The sequence below is a fragment of the Pseudomonas sp. P39-UII1 genome, assembly GCF_039672635.1.
Lineage (GTDB): Bacteria > Pseudomonadota > Gammaproteobacteria > Pseudomonadales > Pseudomonadaceae > Aquipseudomonas.
Map to the genome: position 1 here is coordinate 108,943 of NZ_JBDFPP010000004.1, position 20,143 is coordinate 129,085.

Genomic DNA, 20,143 nt, shown 5'->3' on the forward strand with positions numbered 1-20,143 from the left:
CCTCATCGCCGGCAAGCCGGCTCCCACACGGCGCTGCTGTACCTGTAGGAGCCGGCTTGCCGGCGATGAGGCCGGTACAGCCAACTCAGATCAGAAGCTGTAATCCACGGTAGCAAAGTACGACCGCGGCACGCCCATGATCCACTGCGTGCCACTGAACGCCGAGGCCACGTACTCCCGGTCGAACAGGTTGTTCACCTGCAACCCGAGCCGCACGTCCGGCAACACCTGCCAGCCGATGTTGGCATCGACCACGGTGTACCCCGGTGCGCGCTGGGTGTTGGCAGTGTCGGCGTAGCGCTCATCCACATAGCGCGCGCCAATGCCGGCTTCCACCTGCTGGCCGAACCCCTTGGTCAGCCACAGGTTGGCGGTACGCCGTGGCACATTGGCCGGGCGGTTGCCGCTGCGGTCCTGGGGCCCACCGCCGGCCGTCTCGTCGAAGTCGTCATACCTGGCGCGCAACAGCGAGGCATTGGCAGAAACCTGCCATTGCTGCGGCAAGGCCAGCTCCAGCGTCGCCTCCAGGCCATCGGAGGTCTGTTGCCCGGCCTGCTGCTTTTCGTGGGTGAGCGGGTCATCCACCAGCAGCTTTTTCTTGACGATGTGGAAGGCCGCCAGGGTCCACTCCCCGCGACCTTCCCAGAAGCGTTGCTTGAGGCCCAGCTCGGTCTGCTTCGACTCGGTCAGGTCGTAGTTCATCTGCGTCGGGCTCAGGCTGATCAGGTTGTTCACCCCGTCCTCGCTGGTGGAATACTGGCCGTACAGCGACAGGTTGTCAGTGGCTGCAAACACCAGCCCGGCGCGCCAGTTGCCGCCTTGCAGGCTGCGGTCGCTGCGCGTGTTGTTGGTGAGGTTGTCGCGGTCGATGTGGTTCTGGTCGCGGCGCACGCCGGTCACCAGCGACAGGCGCTCGGTCAGTTGCAGGCGGTTCTCGGCAAACAGGGCGAAGGTGTGGGTGGTGGAAAGGGTTTGCGGGCGGGTGGGCGAATCGCTGTGGAACCCGCCCGGGGCCGGTTGCCATGGGTCGATGTAGTCGCCGCCGACGTCGTTGTACGGCGCGTTGCTGTCCACGTTGAAACGCACCTTGTTGTACTCGGCACCGACCAGGGTCCTGCTCGCCAGGCCAAACAACGAATGGTCGAAGGTGAAGGTCTGGCGGTCACCGATCTGCTCCTGGTTGTGCTTGATCTGCAGGTAGCTCTGGCGCAGCAGCTGCCCACGGTCGGCATCCCAGCTGTAGTCCTCGGCGTTGCGCCAGTGGCGGCGGCTTTTGATGTAGTAGAGCTGGTTGCTGGCGCTGAGCTGGTCGTTGATGGCCCAGTCGGTAGTGAGGCGGGTCCACTCGTCGTGGTAGCGCTGCACGTCATTCTGGATGTTGTAGTTCTTCTTGCGCAGGCTGCTGCGGTAGTGCCCGTCGATCAGCGGGGTGCCGTAGTAGTTCGCCGGCTGCGCGTCGCCACGTTCATGGGCCAGGGTGAAACTCAAATCGTCGCTGGCGTCGAAGCGCAGCGCCGCGCTGAGTGCCAGGCTGCGCGACTCGGTGCGGTCGACCCAGCCGTTGCCCGCCTGCTGGTTGAGGGTGAGGCGGTAGCTCAGGCGCTCGCTGAGGCTGCCGCCGCTGTCCAGGCCGAGTTGTTGGCGGTCCCAGGAGCCATAGCCCAGGCGCAGGTGGTTGTGAATGTCGCCGGTCACGGGCTTTTTCGGGATGACGTTGATCACTGCACCGGTGGCGCCTTCTCCATACAGCACCGAAGCCGGGCCGCGAATCACATCGATGCGCTCGACCATCCACGGGTCGACCGGGAACGTCTGGGTGCCAGCACCGGTATACAGGCGCGCGCCGTCGAACAAGGTCATCACCGAACCTTGCCCGGTAAAGCCGCGGGCCGACAGGCCGGTGCCGCCATCACCCGGGCTGCCGACGAAGGTGATGCCCGGCGAGCGGGTCACGGCGTCCTGCACGGTGAAGTTGTTGCGTTGCTGGATCTGTTCGGCGGTGATGCTGCTGGTACTGGCCGGGGTTTCCAGGGCGCTGAGGTTCAGGCGTGAACCAGCCTGGGTCGGCGTGGCGAGGTCGACGTGTTGGTCATCGCGGGTGTCGGTGACGGCCGTGGACGGCAGCGCCAGGACGGCTGAGCCTTGGTCATCGGCCAGGGCTGGCAGGGCGACGGCCAGGCAGGCCGCCAGAGGGTGAAGCTTGAAGAAACGGGACATGTCTTTCCACTGCTGCAGGAATGAATGGATCCCGGTGGAAAACACGCAAAGGCGCAACCGCACACGCAGGCGCGCACGCGGATACCGGCCTGCGCCCGCCCACCGCGGGTTGCCAAGTGAAGCCTCAGGCCGGTCTCCGGGCTTGCGAGGGTCATGACGCCTTCACCTTCCCATGCAGGTGCACAGTGGTGTGTCGAAGGTATCGCTCGCTTACCGTTGCGGGGGCAGCGCCGGACTTGTCGTGGAACACGACGCACCGGCTTCCCGTTTCACCCTGCGCACGGCGGCGCAGGACACCTGAAACTGGCGCGCATATGACCACTCGCGGGCACGCGCGTCAATCATGTGGAGGGTTGGCAATAGTGTGACGAAACACAGAGTTGGGCGAATTTGATGATTTTTTTCCGAACTTTCGCGGCGGGGCTATTCTCGTAATGAGGGTTCGCCATTCGTTTCGCTGTCATGGAGACTTCACGCATGCGTACTCGTTATCTGTTACGTCATACCTGCATTCTTGCCCTGATGGGCTCACCTCTGGCGGCCACTGCCGCACCCAGCACCGATCCATTGTTCACCCTTGGCCTGTTAGGCGCTTACGACGAATTCAACTTTCATGGGGGGCAGCAAAGCCAGTCGGAACACGTGGGTGAGGGTGGCGTTTTCGCCAACTTCGGTAACAAGATGACGGCCGAATCCGGGTTCATCTACCAGGTCGGTGCAGAAGGCAAATACACCAAGCAGAAGGACAACAAGCTCAAGGAAGCCCAGGCTAACCTCGACCTGGGTTGGCGGGCGGCACTGGATGCGCGCAACTTTGTCGATGTGATCGTGGGCGCGGGCTACGCCTGGACGCGGTTCGAAATCGAGGGCCGCAGGCTGGACAGCGACTTGACCTACAAAGGGCCCTACGCCAAGGCGGCGCTCGGTTACAACCATCAGTTCGATGCGGCAACGCTGCGGGTGGAGGCTGGCGTGCGGCGCAGCATCGATGGCAAGGTGAAGCTCGATGTGGAACGACTCGGCAGCGACAGGGCGGACACGAGGGACCGCACCAACCCGTATGCCGAGATCAGCCTGCTGATGAACCAGCAGGGCGACTTCCCGATTTATGCCGGGGTGTATTACACCCGCACCAACTACGAGCTGGACGAAGACACCTTGCTGGCAGACAACACCGAACTCAAGCGTGACGAGTACGGGGTCAAACTGGGCCTGTCGTTCTGAACCTGAAGGGTTGAAACGTAGCGGCCCCTTCGTGGCGCAAGCCTTGAAGAGGCCGGTACATTCGGGGTTGCTTGCCGATCAATGCGCCCCTGCCGATTTGCTCAGGTCGCTTTGCGCCCACTCGGTGTAAATGCACGCATCCGCTACCGCCCAACGCACCTTCACGGTATCGCCCGGCTGCATCGGCATGCCAGCGGCCGACAATGCTTTCACGGTCATTTCCGTACCGCCTGGGGTCATCACGTGGCAGGTCTGGCTTTCGCCAAGGAACAGCACTTCGCCGACTTTCGCGATGACCTCGTTCCAGCCCGTGGGCAACGGTTCGCGCGCCGCTTGTTCAGTGGTCAGGGCCAGGGCTTTTTCCGGGCGCACCATGATCAGTGCGTCCTGCCCGGCGGCCAGGCCAGGTGTCAGGCGGATCGCCAGCGGCTGGCCCTCGAAACTGCCGGCGCCATGGCCGCTGGCCTTGATCTGCAGGAAGTTCGAGTTGCCCAGGAACGAGGCGACGAAGGCATTCGGCGGGTTCTGGTACAGGTCGTAACCGGTGCCCAGGCCGACGATCTTGCCGTGGCTGAAGATGGCGATGCGCTGGGACAGGCGCATGGCTTCTTCCTGGTCATGGGTCACATAGACGATGGTGATGCCCAGGCGCCGATGCAACTGGCGCAGTTCATCCTGCAGGTCTTCGCGCAGCTTCTTGTCCAGCGCGCCGAGCGGTTCGTCCATCAGCAGGATGCGCGGCTCGTAGACCAGCGCGCGGGCAATCGCCACGCGCTGTTGCTGCCCGCCCGACATCTGCGAGGGCTTGCGGTGCGCGAATTGCTCCAGCTGCACCAGCTTGAGCATGGCGTCGACCCGCTTGCTGGTTTCTGCAGCGCCGAGTTTGCGGATAGCCAGTGGGAAGGCGATGTTGTCGCGCACGTTCAGGTGCGGGAACAGCGAGTAGCGTTGGAACACCATGCCGATGTCGCGCTTGTGCGGCGGCACGTTCACCAGCGACTGGCCTTCGACCAGGATTTCGCCGCTGCTGGGTGTCTCGAAGCCGGCCAGCATCGACAGGGTGGTGGACTTGCCAGAGCCGCTGGAGCCGAGGAACGTGAGAAACTCGCCGTCCTGGATTTCCAGGTCGAGGTTGTCTACGGCGGTGAAATCGCCGTAGTGCTTGTTCAGGCCGCGCAGGCTGACCAGGGTCTTGTTGTGCGCGTTGTCTTTGATCACTGCACTCATTGTTGTTTTCTCCGCGCGCTCAGGCGTTGACTTCGGTGCGCCGGCGCAAGGCGGCGGCAATGACCATGACCAGCAGCGACAGGCCGATCAGCAGCGTCGAGGCGACGGCGATCACCGGGCTGAGGTCTTGGCGCAGGGTGGTCCACATTTTCACGGGCAAGGTCTGCAGGTCGGGGCTGGCCATCATCACGCTCAGCACCACCTCGTCCCACGACACCAGAAAGGCGAACAGGCCGCCGGCGATCATCCCCGGGCGAATCGCCGGGAAGGTCACCTTGAAGATCGCCTGCAGGCGCGAGGCCCCGCAGATCACCGCGGCGTCCTCGATCGACTGGTCGAACAGCTTCAGCGAGTTGATGATGGAGATAATGGTGAAGGGCAGGGCGACGATCACATGGCTGACCACGAAGGCGAACAGCGTGCCGGTGTAGCCCAGCTTGAGAAACAGCGCGTACACCGCCACCGCGATGATCACCAGCGGCACGATCATCGGCATGGTGAACAACCCGTAGAGCATCTCGCGGCCTGGGAAGCGGCCACGCACCAGGGCGAACGCCGTGGGCAAGCCCAGCAGCACGGCAGCGAGGGTGGTCAGCACGGCCACCTTGAGGCTTGCCAGGGCGGCATCCATCCACTCTGGGTTGGCGAAGAACTGCACATACCATTTGAAGGTCCACCCCGGCGGCGGGAACACCAGCCACTGCGATGAGCCGAACGACAGCAGGATGATGAACACCACCGGCAGCAGCAGGAAGGCCGCGATGACCCCGGTGGTCAGGTACAGCCCCGTGCGCAGCGGGCGCCCCATGGCGTTGGGAGACAGAAGCATGGCGTATTACCTCGCATTGCCGACCGGGGACTCCGGCTGCAGCTTCAGGTACAGGTAGAAGAGCACGAGGGTGATCACCACCAGCAGCGCGGCGGCGGCGCTGGCCAGGCCCCAGTTGAGGAACGACTGCACCTGCTGGATGATGAATTCGGGCAGCATCATGTTCTGCGCACCGCCGAGCAACGCCGGGGTGACGTAGTAACCGAGCGACATCACGAATACCATCAGCGCCCCCGAGAACAAGCCCGAACGGCACAGCGGCAAGAACACCTTCCAGAAGTTGGTCCACGGGCTGGCGCCGCAAATGGCGCCTGCCTGCAGGACCATCGGGTCGATGGCATGCATGGTCGCCTGCAGCGGCAGCACGATGAACGGGATCATGATGTAACTCATGCCGATCACCACACCGGTCAGGTTGTGGACCATCTCCAGCGGCGCATCGATGATGCCCATCGCCATCAACGCCTTGTTGATCACGCCCGAGCTTTGCAGCAGCACCAGCCACGAGTAGGTGCGCGCCAGCAGGCTGGTCCACATCGACAGCAGCACGATGTTCAGCAGCCAGCGGCCCCAGCCATTGGGCACCAAGGTGATCGCCCAGGCCAGCGGAAAGCCCAGCAGCACGCTGATCAGGGTGACCACACCGGCGACCGAGAAGGTGTTGAACAGTACCCGTGCATACGCCGAGTTGGCGAACAGCTGCTCGTAGTTGCCCAGGCCCGGCACTGGCTCCAGCACACCGCGCAGCAGCAGGCCGATCAGCGGGGCGAAGAAGAACAGCCCCAGGAACAGCAGGGCAGGCAGCAGGTTACGGCTGCCTTTCCAGCGCTGGCCCAGGCTTACCCGGCGTGGGGCCGTTCCCGGGGCGCCGGTGCCCGTGGGGGCACCTTGCGCGTTGTGCAGGGCGTTGATGGCGACTTTCATTTGACCAACCACTCATTCCAGCGCGCGGCGATGGTTTGGCCGTTCTTCGCCCAGTAGGCGAAGTCCAGCGTGACTTGATCCTGGGCATAGGCGGTCGGCAGGTTCTGCGCAAGGTCCTTGTCGAGCTTGGCGATGCTGTCGACGTTGACCGGCGCGTAGGCGGTCTTGTTGGCGAAGTCGGCCTGGCCTTCGGCGCTGCTGGCGTTGGCCAGGAACTTCATGGCCGCGTCCTTGTTCTTGGCGCCTTTGGGAATGACCAGGAAATCGGCCATGACCAGGTTCTGCTTCCAGCTCACGCCAACCGGTGCACCGTCTTGCTGCAGCGCGTAGACGCGGCCGTTCCAGAACTGGCCGAGCGAGGCTTCACCTGAGGCCAGCAGCTGCTGGGACTGGGCGCCGCCACCCCACCAGACGATGTCTTTCTTGATGGTGTCGAGCTTTTTGAAGGCGCGGTCCAGGTCCAGCGGGTAGAGCTTTTCGGGTGCCACGCCGTCTGCGAGCAGGGCCAGCTCCAGCACGCCGGGGCTCGGCCACTTGTACAGGGCGCGCTTGCCAGGGTAGGTCTTGGTATCGAACAGGGCGGTCCAGTCCACCGGCTTGTTGGCGCCCAGTTTGCCTTCGTTGTAGCCCAGCACGAACGAGAAGAAGAACGAGCCTACGCCGTGATCGGAGACGAAGCGTGGGTCGATCTTGTCGCGCTGGATGGTGTTGAAGTCGAGGGGTTCGAGCAGGCCTTCGCTGGCGGCGCGCAGGGCAAAGTCAGCTTCCACGTCGACCACGTCCCACTGCACGTTGCCGCTCTCGACCATGGCCTTGAGCTTGCCGTAGTCGGTGGGGCCGTCCTGGACGACCTTGATGTTGGTCGATTTGCTGAACGGCACCGCCCAGGCTTCTTTCTGGGCGTCCTGGGTGGTGCCGCCCCAGCTGACGAAGTTGAGGCTGTCGGCGGCCTGGACGGCCTGACAGGCCAGGGTCAGCAGGCTGGCGGACAGCACAGCGGTTACACGTTTGCTCAACAGCATGGTTACGCCCTCGTTGCTTTTGTTATTCGAGGCGGGGCTGGTAGTGCGCCCGCCAACAGTATTCGGGGAGCAGCTAAAACAAAGTGTCGGTGGCCGTTAACAAGTGTAGGTGGCGGCCCGAGATTTTAAGGTCTACGGGATATCATATTATGGTATTCCAAACTTTTGGCAAGAGGCATCAGGCTACCGGCCATCACTCCGCTGCGCCTACAGAGCCCCTGTATCAGCTGACCATCACTGGCTCGTACGGAATGCTCTGCACCACTTCCAGCTCATACCCGGCCAGCCCGGCATATTTCAACGGCGGGCCCAAGTGGCGCAGCTTGCCGACGCCCAAGTCCTGCAGAATCTGTGCACCGGTACCCACCTCCGAGTACACCTTCGACTGCCCACGCTGGTAAGGTCGCACCGGCTGGGTCAGCTGTGGCACCCGTTCCAGCAGCGCCTGGGAGGATTCATGGTTGGCCAGGATCACCACCACGCCGGTGCCTTCCTCGGCAACCTTCTGCAGCGCCGCCCACAGCGTCCAGTTGGCCGGCCCGGCGTATTCAGCGCCGACCAGGTCGCGCAGCGGGTCGATCACATGTACGCGCACCAGCGTCGGCTGCTCGCGGCGGATATCGCCCATCACCATGGCCATGTGCACACCGCCTTCGATACGGTCCTCGTAGGTGACCAGGCGGAAGGTGCCATGCACGGTCGGCAGTTCGCGCTCGCCGATACGTTTGATGGTCTGCTCGGTGCTCAGCCGGTAATGGATCAGGTCGGCGATGGTGCCGATCTTGATGCCGTGGCGGGCGGCGAACACTTCCAGGTCGGGGCGCCGGGCCATGGTGCCGTCGTCGTTGAGCACTTCGACGATTACCGAGGCAGGGGCAAAGCCGGCCAGGCGCGCCAGGTCGCAACCCGCTTCGGTGTGGCCAGCGCGGTTCAGCACACCGCCTTCACGGGCGCGCAAGGGGAAGATATGGCCAGGCTGTACCAGGTCTTCGGGGCGGGCGTCGGCGGCCATGGCGGCGGCGACGGTACGCGCGCGGTCGGCGGCGGAAATGCCGGTGGTGACGCCCGCGGCGGCCTCGATCGACACGGTGAAGGCGGTGCTGAACACGCTGCCGTTGGCCGGTACCATCTGCTCCAGGCCCAGGCGCTGGCAATGCTCGTCGGTCAGCGTCAGGCAGATCAGGCCGCGCGCTTCGCGGGCCATGAAGTTGATGGCCTGGGCGTCACAGTGCTCGGCGGCGATCAGCAGGTCGCCCTCGTTTTCCCGATCCTCGTCGTCCACCAACAGGACCATCTTGCCTTGCCGGTAGTCCTCGAGGAGTTCTTCGATGCTGTTGAAGGGCATGCTGCACACTCACTGTTGTAGGGTGATTATTATGGTATACCATCATACATAAATATTTTTGCAACAGGAGATCAGCGGATGAAAGCGTACTGGATCGCCCACGTGGACGTGACCGACCTCGAGCAGTACCAGCAGTACACCCAACGGGCGCCTGCGGCCTTTGCTGCGTTTGGCGGGCGGTTTCTGGCGCGGGGAGGGCGCAGCGAAGCGATGGAGGGGCGGCCGACGCCGCAGCGCAGTGTGGTGATCGAGTTCGAGTCGTACGAGCAGGCGGTGGCCTGTTATCGCTCTGAGCTGTATCAGGACGCCTGCAGCCATCGCCAGGGGGTGGCCAAGGCTGAGGTCATCATTGTCGAAGGGTTCGAGCCCTGAGATGATCAGTACCGGCTTCTTCGTGGGTATTACAGAACACTCATGTGCTCCGTCGTACCAGTGGGGGCATGCAAGGTTACCCGTGAACAGCCGCTGCAGAGTCATGGCATACCGGCAACTCTCGTAGCCGGACTTCAAGCACCAGTACCTGCGCCACCTTTACCATTACTTCTTTTCAACAGTCATTCTCGCCACCAGCATAACGCTTGTAGGGCAATTCTGATTTTCGTTGCGCCAGGTCGATACATGCGTTTCCGGTGTTAGCTTCCAGTGTTCTACGGCAGGAGGCTAGGCATGACGCGCATATCGATACATGGAAAAGGGCAGGCGCTGGAGGGTGATATCACCACCACCGGCGCGGTCTGTATTGCCAGCAGTACCAGCTACCGGGGAGACAACCGACGTGCGCTGCGTCTGGGCGATGCCACGACCGAGTGCCCGAAGTGCGAGAAGGCCGGCATCATCGTGGAAGGGGTGAGTTTTTTCGTCATCGGCGGTAAACCGGCTGTTGTGGATGGGGCGCTCGTCAAGTGTGATTGCCCGAGCGGCAGCAACCGGGTGATTGCGCAGTCAGCCGTGCACGGGGCTGGCAGCCGTTCTGCCCAGGTTACATCGCCTGCCCCTGCCGCCCGTTCCCCGGCTTCTTCATCAGGGCAAACCCCAGCTCAGGCGTACCACGCATCTCCCGTTGGCTCATTGTCTGCACTTGAGCCTGGCTTCCACATTGTGCAACGTAGCATGTCGTTCGAGCAGGTGCTTCAGAGCCTTGGGGAGGTGAACAGCCCTCTGCCAGTGGCATTGTTGCAGCGCTTGAATCCTGGTTCTGCGCAAGGTTTCAAAGCGGGTGAAATCTTCGTGCTCGGCAGCCCCCGCAGCGGGTTTTCCTGCAGTGCTGCGCAGACTGACCTGATGATGGTGGCACAGGAGGCAAGAGCGACGCTGGCGATGCTTACAGATGAAGAGGCCAACTTCATGATGAAGCACATCGGTGAGATTGCCGGGGTGCTCAATGGTGCGAGCCAGTCCATGGGGGTGGGCACGAATATGCTTGAGAAGGGGCTGGCGCAGGTAAAGGATACATTGAAAGGGATCGAAGCTTTACACCAACGCCAATTTGCGCTGCATGGCCATCTGAACAGCCCTGAATTTTTTGCGTTGCGCAAGCAGCTCCACAAACAACTGGATGGCCAATTGCGCACAGCGTTTCTGAACAAATCGCTAGGCTTGGGCAGCTACGACAATTTACGGCGTGATCTCGGGATCTCTACCAAAAGTGTGGTGCATCACTGGAAGAAAGCGGGTGTGCCAGGGCAGATCCCGGGTTACGTCACGCACCTGGACGAGGTGGCGAAGGTCTCCAAATACCTGAAGTACGGGGGTTGGGTTGGGGTCGGACTCGGTGCCAGCGCTTCCTACCTGAAGGTACATGAAGCTTGCCGTGCCGGTGAGACAGATGAGTGTAAGAAAGTGCGTTTTACGGAGACTGGCAGTTTCTCAGGTGGACTTGCCGGTGGGGCGTTGGGCGCGGGAGTTGGAAGAGCGGCGGCTGTAGCGGTGTGCCAGTTTGGAGTTTGGGGTAAAGCTGCCTGCGGGATTGTCACAGTTGGCGCCACGGCCTTTGGTGTATCTAAAGGTGTAGAGACAATCGGCGAAAAGGCGGGGGAGCAAATTTATGAGTTTATATATAACTAGGTTAGAGGATTGGACAATTTATGCTCGCTTAGTCTTCTTGTGCTGCCCTCTGGGAATGATTGTTATAGGATTAGCGATTGATTTCTATATCGCCGGTTCGCGGCATTTCATGGTTATGTGTCACGCGTTCAGGCGCAGCTCGTTGCTGGTAGAGGAGGCACACTTTTCAGGAACGCTGAGCCTACGTGCGAGATTCATGGTTGTAGCTGGGATGAGCAGTGCAGTGCTATGGCCTAACCTTTTCATCCGCCGTGGTCAGTTGCATCCTGACGATATTGACCAGTTTCCTGAATATTTGCGGCGGCGAATGAGCGTAGCAATGGGACTGATGGTTGCTGGCGCACTATGGTCGATCCTTGGCGTTGTTTTCGTAGACATGTAAATTACGCGGCTGCACTGAGGGCGGAAAGCCGCCGTCAGGTCGTCTGTGCCACGTTGCTCGAATTGGGTAGATTGCAAAACCTAAAAGACCCGCTCACGCGGGTCTTTTTTCTAGCGCATTACTGTAAATGCACTTTCAACTCTCCAGCCGCCTGGCGCATCGCCGCCTTCACCTCAGGCACCTGGCTCAGCGGGTTCAACAGCCCATAGTCATGAATCATCCCGTTGTAGCGCACCGAGGTCACCGCCACCCCAGCCGCATCCAGCTTGCGCGCATAAGCCTCGCCTTCGTCGCGCAACACATCGAACTCGGCCGTTTGCACCAGCGCCGGTGGCAAGCCTTTGAGCTGCTCGCTGCTGGCCCGCAGCGGCGAGGCGTAGATCTGTTCACGTGCCTTGGTATCAAGGGTGTAGTTGTCCCAGAACCATTTCATCATCCCGGTGGTCAGGAAGTGCCCTTCGGCAAACTGCTTGTACGACCCGGTCTCGAAGCTGGCATCGGTTACCGGCCACAGCAGCAGCTGGAAGCGCAGCTTCGGGGTACCCGCCTGCTTGGCCTTGAGCGCTACCACTGCGGCCATGTTGCCGCCGACGCTGTTGCCGGCCACCGCCAGGCGCTTGCCGTCCACGCCGATCTCCTTGCCATGCTCGGCCACCCAGCGGGTCGCGGCATAGGCTTGGTTGATCGCGGTGGGGTAGTGCGCTTCGGGTGACGGCGTGTAGTCCACATAGACCGCCACTGCGCCGGAGCCGACCACCAGGTCGCGGATCAGCCGCTGGTGGGTCGGGAAGTCGCCCAGCACCCAGCCGCCACCGTGGAAGAACATGAACACCGGCAGTTCACCCTTGGCGTTGGCTGGCCGCACAATTTGCAGCTTGATCGACTCGCCGTTGGCCTGGAGGGTGCGTTCTTGCACTTCGATGCCCGACAGGTCGACCTTGACCGAGGCCTGGGCGCCGGTCAGCACGGCGCGGGCGTCTTTCGGGCTGAGTTGCTCGAGCGGCTTGCCGCCGCCTTTTTCCAGGGCTTCGAGGAAGGCCTGGGTGTGGTGCTCGACGCCTGGGCTGCCTGCAGCGAAAGCGCTGGACACGGACAAGGCAAGGAGGCTGGCGGTGAGGGTTTTGTGGACAATGTTCATGCGCGAATCCTTTTCTGTGCAAATGCTGTGGGTGGCCGTCTTGCCTGGCCTTCAGGGCCATCGCTGCGACTTGTGAGTAGATTAGGCAGATGCACGGATGGGAAAAAGCCGTTATAAAGCGTTTTACTGTCACCAGGAGCGAGACAATGAACCCCTACGAAGACATGCGGATCTTTGCCCAGGTCATGGAAGCCGGCAGCTTTACTGCGGCCGCAGACCGCCTGGGCATGTCCAAGCAATCCGTCAGCCGGCGCCTGATGCAACTCGAAGACCGCCTGGGCGTGCGCTTGCTCAACCGCTCTACCCGGCGCCTTGACGCCACGCCGCTGGGCCAGCACTACTACCAGTCGGCGCTGCGCCTGCTGGGTGAAGTGCAGCAGGTGGAGCACGACATCAGCGGCCAGGATCAGGCCCTGCGCGGCACTTTGCGGCTGAGTGCGCCGCTGTCGTTTGCCATCGCGCACCTGGGTTGCCTGCTGACCGAATTCCTGCGTTTGCACCCGCTGGTAGACGTGGAAGTGGACCTTAGCGACCGGGCCGTGGACCTGATCGGTGAAGGCTATGACCTGGCCTTGCGCATCGGTGCGCTGGAAGATTCCAGCTTGATTGCGCGGCGCATCGCCAGTGTCGAACGGGTGTATTGCGCAAGCCCCGGCTATCTCGACGCGCGGGGTACGCCAGCGCTGCCAGAAGCACTGGCCGGGCACGACTGCCTGCCCTACGGGCATTCACGGCAGGTGCAGTGGCAGTTCAAGCACGGCGGCAAGGCGCAGGCGATTGCGGTGGCCGGGCGGATGCGGGCCAACAATGGCGAATTGCTGCGGGATGCGGCGATAGCCGGCATGGGGGTGACTTACCTACCGACGTTCATCGTCGGGCAGGCGCTGGCCGATGGGCGCCTGGTGCGCGTGCTGGACGCCTGGACGCCGCCGGCGCTGCAGTTGTCGGCGGTGTACCCGCAGCACCGGCAGGTAGCGAGGCCGGTGCAAGGGTTCGTGGCGTTCTTGCGGGAGCGCTTGGTGCAGTTGTAACGCTGGGGCTGATTCGCAGGAGCGGCCTTTGCTGGCAGAGGCGCAAATGGGTGCGTTCAGGCTATGCTTGGGCCTATGAGCACAGCACCTTCCCTACGCCAACCGTGCCCGCCTGGCGCCTGTGACTGCGGCCGCGAACGGTTGGACGAGCACCCGTCGGCGGCGCAGCGCATCCTCTTGCTCACCCGGCAGGAGGAGAAGCGGCTGCTCGTACGCCTGGAAAACCTCAAAGACCTGGAAGACCTGCAGCGGCTGCAGAAACGGATGTACGAAAACCTGGGTATCCGCGTGCGCATTGCGCCTGGGTTCAACGAAGTGCGCACGATGCGCGGTATTGTCATTGAGTTGGATCAGCAGGCGGGGTTATGTCGCAAGACCCGGCAGTCGATTCCTGCGGCGATTCGGCGGGGGCTGGAGCGCAACCCCGAGGTGGCGTACCGGTTGCTGGATGCGCATGATTTGCTTGGCGGGGCGTGAGCTGCTACGCCAAAAACAGCCCCTAATTTTCCGGAAGCTTCCTACGTCTATCTGAGAGCCGCCCTACGCCAAGCGCACGTGGGCATCTATCACTCAAGGAGACAGGCAATGACTTCCGTTTTCGACCGCGACGATATCCAGTTCCAGGTAGTGGTCAACCACGAAGAGCAGTATTCCATTTGGCCCGACTACAAGGCGATCCCCAACGGCTGGCGTGCTGTGGGCAAGAGCGGCCTGAAGAAGGACTGCCTGGCTTACATCGACGAGGTCTGGACCGACATGCGCCCGCTGAGCCTGCGTCAGAAGATGGCTGAAGCCGCTGCACAGTGACCGTACTCAACCTGCTGTGCCTGCCGTATTCAGGCGCCAGCGCCATGGTCTACAGTCGCTGGCGGCGCAAGCTGCCGGCCTGGATTCAGCTGCGCCCGGTCGAATTGCCCGGGCGCGGTGCGCGCATGGGCGAGCCGCTGCACACCGACATGCAGGCCCTTGCCAGGCAACTGGCAGCCGAGCAACGCCTGGCCGCTGCGGCGCCGTATGCACTGTTGGGCCATAGCCTGGGCGCGTTGCTGGCCTTCGAGCTGGCCCACGAGCTGCAGGCGCTGGGCTGCCCGCCGCCACGGGCGTTGTTCGCCTGCGGTACCGCAGCGCCGACCCGGCGTGAGGATTACGACGGCAAGAATTGGCGCGACCCGAAGTCTGACGATGAGCTGAGGAACGAGCTGCGCGAGCTCAATGGCACCCCGGAAGAAGTGTTGGCCAACGCCGAGCTGATGAGCCTGACGTTGCCGATCCTGCGCGCCGACTTTTTGCTCTGCGGCCGTTATGCCTACCGCCAGCGGCCCGCCTTGGCGTGCCCGCTGCACGTGCTAGGGGGCGAAGATGACCGGGCCAGCGAGGAGCAGTTGCTGGCCTGGCGGCAAGAAACCCACGGTGAATTCACCTTGCGGATGTTCCCTGGCAGCCACTTCTTCATCCATGAGCACGAGGACCGCGTACTCGCTGCGCTGGCTGCGTCGCTGGAGCCGCTCAGGCGTTCGGCCTGATTGACGCCGCCGCTTGCCTGGGGGAGGCTAGGGTTTTCCCAGGCAAGAGGCAGACCATGCTGATCGACCCTCACAAGGCCACGCTGTTGGCCGTCGACATCCAGGAAAAACTCATCGGCGCCATGAGCGACCCCGAGGGCACCCGCGCACGTGCGCGCTGGTTGCTGGCCGCGAGTGCCGAACTGGAGCTGCCGATCGTGATCTCGGAGCAGTATCCCAAAGGGCTGGGCCACACCCTGCCTGAGCTCATTGCCGCGGCCCCGGCGGCCGAGGTGGTGGAGAAGAGCCACTTTTCCTGCGTCGCGGCGCAGTGCCTGCCCGCCAGCCTGATGGCCCGTGAGCACGTGATCGTCTGTGGCATGGAAACCCACGTCTGTGTGCTGCAGACCGTCCTCGGCCTGCTGGGCCTGGGCAAGCAGGTATTCGTGGTCGAAGATGCCTGCGACAGCCGTACCGCGGCTAACAGGGCGGCGGGGTTTGCGCGCATGCGCCAGGCCGGGGCGCACATCGTCACCCGTGAAATGGTCCTGTTCGAGCTGATGGGCAGCGCCAGCCACCCTCGTTTCCGCCACATCAGCAAGACCTACATGGTCGGTGATCAGCCCTGAACGGGCGGTTGTTGGCAGCGGGGCTGATGGCCTTGGCGCTGCTGCAGGGCTGCGCCGGGCGCCGCGAGGAAGAGCCCGAAGCCGACCCTGCCAAGGTGCGCGCCCAGCTCATGCGCTTGCTGCCTGCCCAGGCCAAGGACCGCGAAGGCTGGGCCAAGGATATCCAGGTGGCGTTCGAAGCCCAGCGCATTGCGCCGAGCAAGAGCAACCTGTGCGCGATGCTGGCGGTGACCGAACAGGAGTCGACCTTCAATGCCGACCCGCAGGTGCCAAACCTGGGGCGCATCGCCCGTGCAGAAATCGACCGCCGTGCAGCCAGCTTGCATATTCCGGGCTTGCTGGTCGACGGCGCGTTGAAGACACCGTCGGGCAATGGCAAGACCTACCAGCAGCGGCTGCTCGCGGTGCGCAGTGAGCGGCAGCTGAGTGCCCTGTACGACGAGTTCATCGCCGGCCTGCCGCTGGGCAAGACGTTGCTCGGCGGCCTCAACCCGGTGCACACCGGTGGCCCGATGCAGGTCAGTGTCGAGTTTGCCGAGCAGCACGCCAAGGATTATCCCTACACCTACGACGGCACGATTCGCCAGGAAGTCTTCAGTCGGCGAGGCGGTATGTACTTCGGCATCGGCCATTTGCTCGGCTACCCCGCCCACTACGATCGCCAGCTTTATCGCTTTGCCGATTTCAACGCCGGTTGGTACGCCAGCCGCAATGCCGCGTTTCAAGCTGCCTTGAGCTCGGTGACAGGCGTGGCGTTGGCATTGGATGGCGACCTGATTGCCCCGGGCGCGATCATGCCAGGTACCACCGAGCAGGCGGCGCGCAAGCTGGGCGCGAAGCTGGGGCTGCGCAACCCACAGATCCGCAGCCAGCTGGCGCTGGGCGACAGCCTGGCGTTCGAGGACAGCAAGCTGTACAGCGGGGTGTTCGCGCTGGCTGATGCCGCGGCGGGCAAGCCGGTGGCGCGGGCGAGGCTGCCGGGGATCGAACTGAAGAGCCCGAAGATTACCCGCAAGCTGACCACGGCGTGGTTTGCAGGGCGGGTGGATGAGCGGTATCAGCGGTGCATGAAGCGTTAGATCTGCTGTGTCAGTGCCGGCCTTTTCGCGGGGCAAGCCCGCTCCCACAAGTCCACTGCAAATACCCTGTGGGAGCGGGCTTGCCCCGCGAAAGGGCCAGGCCAGGCAGCATCATCCTTTGCTCAGTGCCCCGACCACCTGATCGACACTGGCCTTGAGCCCGACCACTGCATCTTCGGGGTCGCTTTCGACCACCAGCAGTTTGGCCCCGCTAGCCTTGATCACCTCGGCCACCTGCGCATCCGGTTGCCGGTGGTCCAGCACCAGCGCAACGTCCTGCTCCTTGAGGTTCTCGGCCAGCGCCTCGAGCGCCGCGTCATCCCACTTGCCGTCGGCCGGCAGCGCCTGCTCCACCACATCCAGGTTCAGGCCGCTGGCCAGGTAACCCAGTCGCTCGGACAGGCTGACCACGGTCAGGTTGTCGGCCTTGGCCAACTGGGTCTGGCTATTGGCTGTCAGCTCCAGCAACTGGCGCTTGAGCCCCGCCAGGTTGCCCTGGATCTTCGCCTTGTCGGCAGGCGCCAGGCGCTCCAGGTCATTGGCCAATACGTCGGCCATGCGCCCCAGGTTGGTCGGGTTCAGCCAGGGGTAGGCGCCGTAGGCGTCGTCGCCACTCACCGCGATACCCGGCAGGGCGCCGTCAACCGGCCGCGCGGCATCGATCTCGACGATGCGGATATTGCTGCGCCGGGCCATCGGGTACAGCGGGTCGTCGCGCCAGATCGAGCGCACACCGATCACCGCATCCGCCTGCTGCGCAGCTTTGGCCAGGCTATCACCACCACGGCTGCTGAAGTAGGAAGGTTGGCGGCTGGCCGGCAGGTTGGCCGGGGCGGCGCGCTTGAGTTGCACCGAGGTGCCGTCGAGCAAGGCGCTGGCCAGGCTGTGGGTAACCGGCAGAGTGGTCAGCACTTGCGTGGCAGATGAGAGCGCAGGCAGGCCGGCCAGGGCCAGCGCCAAAGTCAGCTGTTTCAGGTTCATGCCGGGTTTCCTTGCAGGCGTGGGACGAGGGCGCGGGCGAGGGCTGCGAGGGCGAAGCAGATGCCGGCGACCAGGATGATCGCCGCGCCCGAGGGCACTGGCAGGTCGAAGACGATCGGCAGCAGGATGCCCAGCAGCGTGCTCAGTGTTGCAATCAGCACCGAGATGAAGAAGAAGCCCTTGAGCGACTGGCTGACCAGGCGCGCGGCTGCCGCCGGGATCACCAGCAGCGCACCGACCAGGATCGCCCCGATCACCTTCACCGACGCGACCGTGACCAGTGTCACCAGCACCACGAAAAGGTAGTCCAGGGTCTTCACCGCCACGCCACGTACCGCCGCCAGTTGCGGGTTGAAGCTGGCCAGGATGATGCGGTTATACAGTGGCAGGGCCAGCGCCAGTACCAGGGTTGCGACCACCCCAAGCACCACCAGGTCGTGGGCGCTGACGGTCAGTACCGAACCGAACAGCACGTTCTCGAGGATATGCACGTTGATCTTGCCGGCCAGCATCAGCAAAAGGCTCGCACCCAGCGCCAACGACACCGACAAAAATACCCCGATCAGCGTGTCAGGCGACAGCCCGGTGCGGTTGCGCAGGAAGTTCAGCAAGATGCCGAACAGCAGGCAGTAGCCGAACAGGCTGCCATAGGGGCCGGTGTAGGGCTCGCCAAGCAGGATGCCGATGGCCACGCCGGTGAGGGCGGCATGGCCGACCGCCTCGGAGAAGAAGGCAAAGCGCTTGACCACCACCAGGGTGCCAAGGCCGCCCAGTACCGGCCCGATCATCAGCCCGGCGACCAGTGCGTTGATCACGAAACCGTAGGCCAGCGCCTCCGGCAGGAAGCCAGCGCTGGCCCATTCCTGGACCAGTTGGCGAAATGCTTCATAGCTCATCAGGCGACGCTCTCGCTGCGCGGGTGGACGGAGAACAGGCTCAGCAGCCGCTCCGGGGTCAGGGCTTGTGCCGGTGGGGCGTCGAACAATACCTGGCGGCTCAGGCCGGTGACCCGGTCGGCCAGGCGCAGCACCGCCTGCAGGTCGTGTTCGATCCACAGCACGGTGGTGCCGGCCTGGCGCCAGCCATGCAGCAACTGTTCGAACACCTGAATGCCGGCTTCGTCCAGCGCCGACATGGGTTCGTCGAGCACCAGCAACTGCGGTTCGGGGATCAGGCCCTGGGCCAGCAGCACGCGCTGGCGCTCGCCGCCCGACAGCGCGCCCATGCGCCGTTTGCGCTTGTCGAGCATGCCCACCCGTGCCAGCGCCGCATCGATGGCCGGCTGCACGCGGCGCGACAGGCCGAGGAAGGCCGGGCGCCGCTGGCACATCGCGGCCATGAAGTCGTCGACGGTCATCGGCAGGCCACGGTCGAACTCCAGCGCTTGCGGCACATAACCGATCACCTGCTGCTCACCCGGCCAGTCCAGGGTCAGCTGGCCCTGGTGGGGCATCTGACCGAGCAGGGTCTTGATCAGCGAACTCTTGCCGCCGCCGTTGGGCCCGACGATGGCGTGCACGCTGCCAGCGGTGACGCTGAAAGCGACCTGTTCGAGGATGCGCGTGCGGCCGAGTGTCAGGTCGATGCCAGCGAACTCGATGCGTGGCCCGCCGTGCGTCACGAGGTTGGCGGCAGCGGTCATGCGCGGTTCTCCTGGATAGCGCGGACCACCGTGTCGAGGTTGCGCTTCATCTCCACTTCGTATTTTTCCGGGGTGTATTCGCCGTAGGAAATGTGCGTAAGCGGGTACAGGCGCACGCCCGATTCGCGCTGGATGGTCTCGACATAGGCCGACGGGAAGTCCATCTCCGAGAAGATCACCTTGACGTCCAGCGCCTTGAGCTGGTCGATGGTTTTCTTCAGTTGCGCCGGGCTCGGCTCGATGCCGTGGGCAGGTTCGACTACGGCGGTGACTTCCAGGCCAAAGTCGCGCACCAGGTAGTCGTAGGCGGCGTGAATGGTGGCAACGCGAAAGTTGGCGCCCGGGGCCTCGGTGACCTTGGCCAGCGCCTCGGCGCGCAAGGTGCGCAGGCGCTTGGCGTAGGCGCGGGCGTTCTGGGTATAGAACTTGGCGTTGTCGGGGTCGAGCTTGCCAAGTTCGCGGGCGATGTTGTTGACCTGGGCGATGGTGGTGCTGATCGACAGGAAGGTATGCGGGTTGACCACCTTGCCCGCACCGCGCGCGGCGATGCCGGTGGCTGCCAGCAACGGCACGTTCTGGTTCGCTTCGATGGTCTTGATGTCAGGCTTTTCGCTGGCGGCGATCATGCGGTCAGCGAAATCGTCATGGCCTACACCGTTGAGCACCACCACATCCAGGCTGCCGATGCGCTTGATGTCCTCAGCCCGTGGCTCGTAGGCATGCGGGTTGAAGCCTGCTGGAATCAGCGGCACCACCTCGGCCTTGTCACCGACGATGTTGCTCACGTAGCTGTAATACGGGTGCAGAGTGATGCCGATGCGCAGGGGCTTGCCGGTGTCGGCCAGGGCCAGGGCCGGCAGGGCGAAGGCCAGGAGCAGGGCGAATGCAGAGCGGAACATGGGGAAAT

General features: G+C 63.4%; 20 protein-coding genes and 1 riboswitch. Of the genes, 9 read left to right on the forward strand and 11 right to left on the reverse strand.

Annotated features, from left to right (window positions below):
• Window positions 1-90: 90 nt before the first annotated feature.
• A complete protein-coding gene (locus ABEH27_RS07555; RefSeq protein ID WP_346612954.1) occupies window positions 91-2,217 on the reverse strand; it encodes a TonB-dependent receptor in 2,127 nt (708 codons plus the stop codon).
• Window positions 2,218-2,326: 109 nt separating this feature from the next.
• Window positions 2,327-2,533: riboswitch (cobalamin riboswitch) on the reverse strand.
• 161 nt (window positions 2,534-2,694) lie between these two features.
• Here ABEH27_RS07555 and ABEH27_RS07560 point away from each other — a divergent pair.
• The gene (locus ABEH27_RS07560; protein WP_346612955.1) at window positions 2,695-3,441 is read left to right on the forward strand and encodes an outer membrane beta-barrel protein; all 747 of its coding nucleotides are present in this window, start codon (window positions 2,695-2,697) and stop codon (window positions 3,439-3,441) included.
• Between the two features lie 78 nt (window positions 3,442-3,519).
• Here the strand turns inward: ABEH27_RS07560 and ABEH27_RS07565 are convergent, their stop codons facing one another.
• The 5 genes from ABEH27_RS07565 to ribBA form a co-directional block, all read right to left on the reverse strand.
• The gene (locus tag ABEH27_RS07565) at window positions 3,520-4,668 is read right to left on the reverse strand and encodes an ABC transporter ATP-binding protein (protein ID WP_346612956.1); all 1,149 of its coding nucleotides are present in this window, start codon (window positions 4,666-4,668) and stop codon (window positions 3,520-3,522) included.
• A gap of 19 nt (window positions 4,669-4,687) precedes the next feature.
• Window positions 4,688-5,497 (reverse strand): ABC transporter permease, encoded by an 810-nt coding sequence (locus tag ABEH27_RS07570; protein WP_346612957.1) that lies wholly within the window; start codon window positions 5,495-5,497, stop codon window positions 4,688-4,690.
• A gap of 6 nt (window positions 5,498-5,503) precedes the next feature.
• Entirely contained in the window at window positions 5,504-6,421 is a 918-nt protein-coding gene (locus ABEH27_RS07575; RefSeq protein WP_346612958.1) for an ABC transporter permease, read from the reverse strand.
• Window positions 6,418-7,443 carry a polyamine ABC transporter substrate-binding protein gene (locus ABEH27_RS07580; protein WP_346612959.1) on the reverse strand — a complete coding sequence of 342 codons (1,026 nt, stop codon included), beginning with the start codon at window positions 7,441-7,443 and terminating at the stop codon, window positions 6,418-6,420. The genes ABEH27_RS07575 and ABEH27_RS07580 overlap by 4 nt, the downstream gene beginning before the upstream one ends.
• Window positions 7,444-7,666: 223 nt before the next feature.
• Window positions 7,667-8,788, reverse strand: coding sequence for a bifunctional 3,4-dihydroxy-2-butanone-4-phosphate synthase/GTP cyclohydrolase II (gene ribBA, locus ABEH27_RS07585; RefSeq protein ID WP_346612960.1), 1,122 nt, complete (start codon window positions 8,786-8,788; stop codon window positions 7,667-7,669).
• Between the two features lie 78 nt (window positions 8,789-8,866).
• On the opposite strand from ribBA, the gene ABEH27_RS07590 reads away from it, so the two are divergent.
• Both ABEH27_RS07590 and ABEH27_RS07595 read left to right on the forward strand, forming a co-directional pair.
• Window positions 8,867-9,160, forward strand: coding sequence for a DUF1330 domain-containing protein (locus ABEH27_RS07590; protein WP_346612961.1), 294 nt, complete (start codon window positions 8,867-8,869; stop codon window positions 9,158-9,160).
• Window positions 9,161-9,454: 294 nt separating this feature from the next.
• The gene (locus tag ABEH27_RS07595; RefSeq protein ID WP_346612962.1) at window positions 9,455-10,852 is read left to right on the forward strand and encodes a PAAR domain-containing protein; all 1,398 of its coding nucleotides are present in this window, start codon (window positions 9,455-9,457) and stop codon (window positions 10,850-10,852) included.
• A gap of 500 nt (window positions 10,853-11,352) precedes the next feature.
• Here ABEH27_RS07595 and ABEH27_RS07600 read toward each other — a convergent pair whose 3' ends face one another.
• Window positions 11,353-12,372: an alpha/beta hydrolase gene (locus ABEH27_RS07600; protein WP_346612963.1), complete on the reverse strand. Its 1,020-nt coding sequence runs from the start codon at window positions 12,370-12,372 to the stop codon at window positions 11,353-11,355.
• Between the two features lie 146 nt (window positions 12,373-12,518).
• On the opposite strand from ABEH27_RS07600, the gene ABEH27_RS07605 reads away from it, so the two are divergent.
• From ABEH27_RS07605 to ABEH27_RS07630, 6 genes are all read left to right on the forward strand, one after another.
• Complete coding sequence (locus ABEH27_RS07605; protein ID WP_346612964.1) at window positions 12,519-13,403, forward strand: LysR family transcriptional regulator; 885 nt, start codon at window positions 12,519-12,521, stop codon at window positions 13,401-13,403.
• 75 nt (window positions 13,404-13,478) lie between these two features.
• Window positions 13,479-13,880, forward strand: a complete 402-nt coding sequence (locus ABEH27_RS07610; protein WP_346612965.1) for a hypothetical protein — start codon at window positions 13,479-13,481, stop codon at window positions 13,878-13,880.
• A 108-nt stretch (window positions 13,881-13,988) separates the two neighbouring features.
• Window positions 13,989-14,210, forward strand: coding sequence for an MbtH family protein (locus tag ABEH27_RS07615; RefSeq protein WP_003256222.1), 222 nt, complete (start codon window positions 13,989-13,991; stop codon window positions 14,208-14,210).
• The gene (locus tag ABEH27_RS07620) at window positions 14,207-14,926 is read left to right on the forward strand and encodes an alpha/beta fold hydrolase (RefSeq protein ID WP_346612966.1); all 720 of its coding nucleotides are present in this window, start codon (window positions 14,207-14,209) and stop codon (window positions 14,924-14,926) included. Before ABEH27_RS07615 ends, ABEH27_RS07620 begins: the two co-directional genes overlap by 4 nt.
• Before the next feature lie 56 nt (window positions 14,927-14,982).
• The gene (locus ABEH27_RS07625) at window positions 14,983-15,534 is read left to right on the forward strand and encodes a hydrolase (RefSeq protein WP_346612967.1); all 552 of its coding nucleotides are present in this window, start codon (window positions 14,983-14,985) and stop codon (window positions 15,532-15,534) included.
• Window positions 15,535-15,560: 26 nt separating this feature from the next.
• Window positions 15,561-16,613 carry a DUF1615 domain-containing protein gene (locus ABEH27_RS07630; RefSeq protein ID WP_346612968.1) on the forward strand — a complete coding sequence of 351 codons (1,053 nt, stop codon included), beginning with the start codon at window positions 15,561-15,563 and terminating at the stop codon, window positions 16,611-16,613.
• A 111-nt stretch (window positions 16,614-16,724) separates the two neighbouring features.
• Here ABEH27_RS07630 and ABEH27_RS07635 read toward each other — a convergent pair whose 3' ends face one another.
• The 4 genes from ABEH27_RS07635 to ABEH27_RS07650 are packed head-to-tail and all read right to left on the reverse strand — an operon-like array spanning window position 16,725 to window position 20,135.
• Window positions 16,725-17,594, reverse strand: coding sequence for a zinc ABC transporter substrate-binding protein (locus ABEH27_RS07635; RefSeq protein WP_346612969.1), 870 nt, complete (start codon window positions 17,592-17,594; stop codon window positions 16,725-16,727).
• Entirely contained in the window at window positions 17,591-18,490 is a 900-nt protein-coding gene (locus ABEH27_RS07640; RefSeq protein ID WP_346612970.1) for a metal ABC transporter permease, read from the reverse strand. Before ABEH27_RS07640 ends, ABEH27_RS07635 begins: the two co-directional genes overlap by 4 nt.
• Window positions 18,490-19,236: a metal ABC transporter ATP-binding protein gene (locus ABEH27_RS07645; protein WP_346612971.1), complete on the reverse strand. Its 747-nt coding sequence runs from the start codon at window positions 19,234-19,236 to the stop codon at window positions 18,490-18,492. The genes ABEH27_RS07640 and ABEH27_RS07645 overlap by 1 nt, the downstream gene beginning before the upstream one ends.
• Complete coding sequence (locus ABEH27_RS07650; protein WP_346612972.1) at window positions 19,233-20,135, reverse strand: metal ABC transporter substrate-binding protein; 903 nt, start codon at window positions 20,133-20,135, stop codon at window positions 19,233-19,235. Before ABEH27_RS07650 ends, ABEH27_RS07645 begins: the two co-directional genes overlap by 4 nt.
• Between the last annotated feature and the right edge of the window lie 8 nt (window positions 20,136-20,143).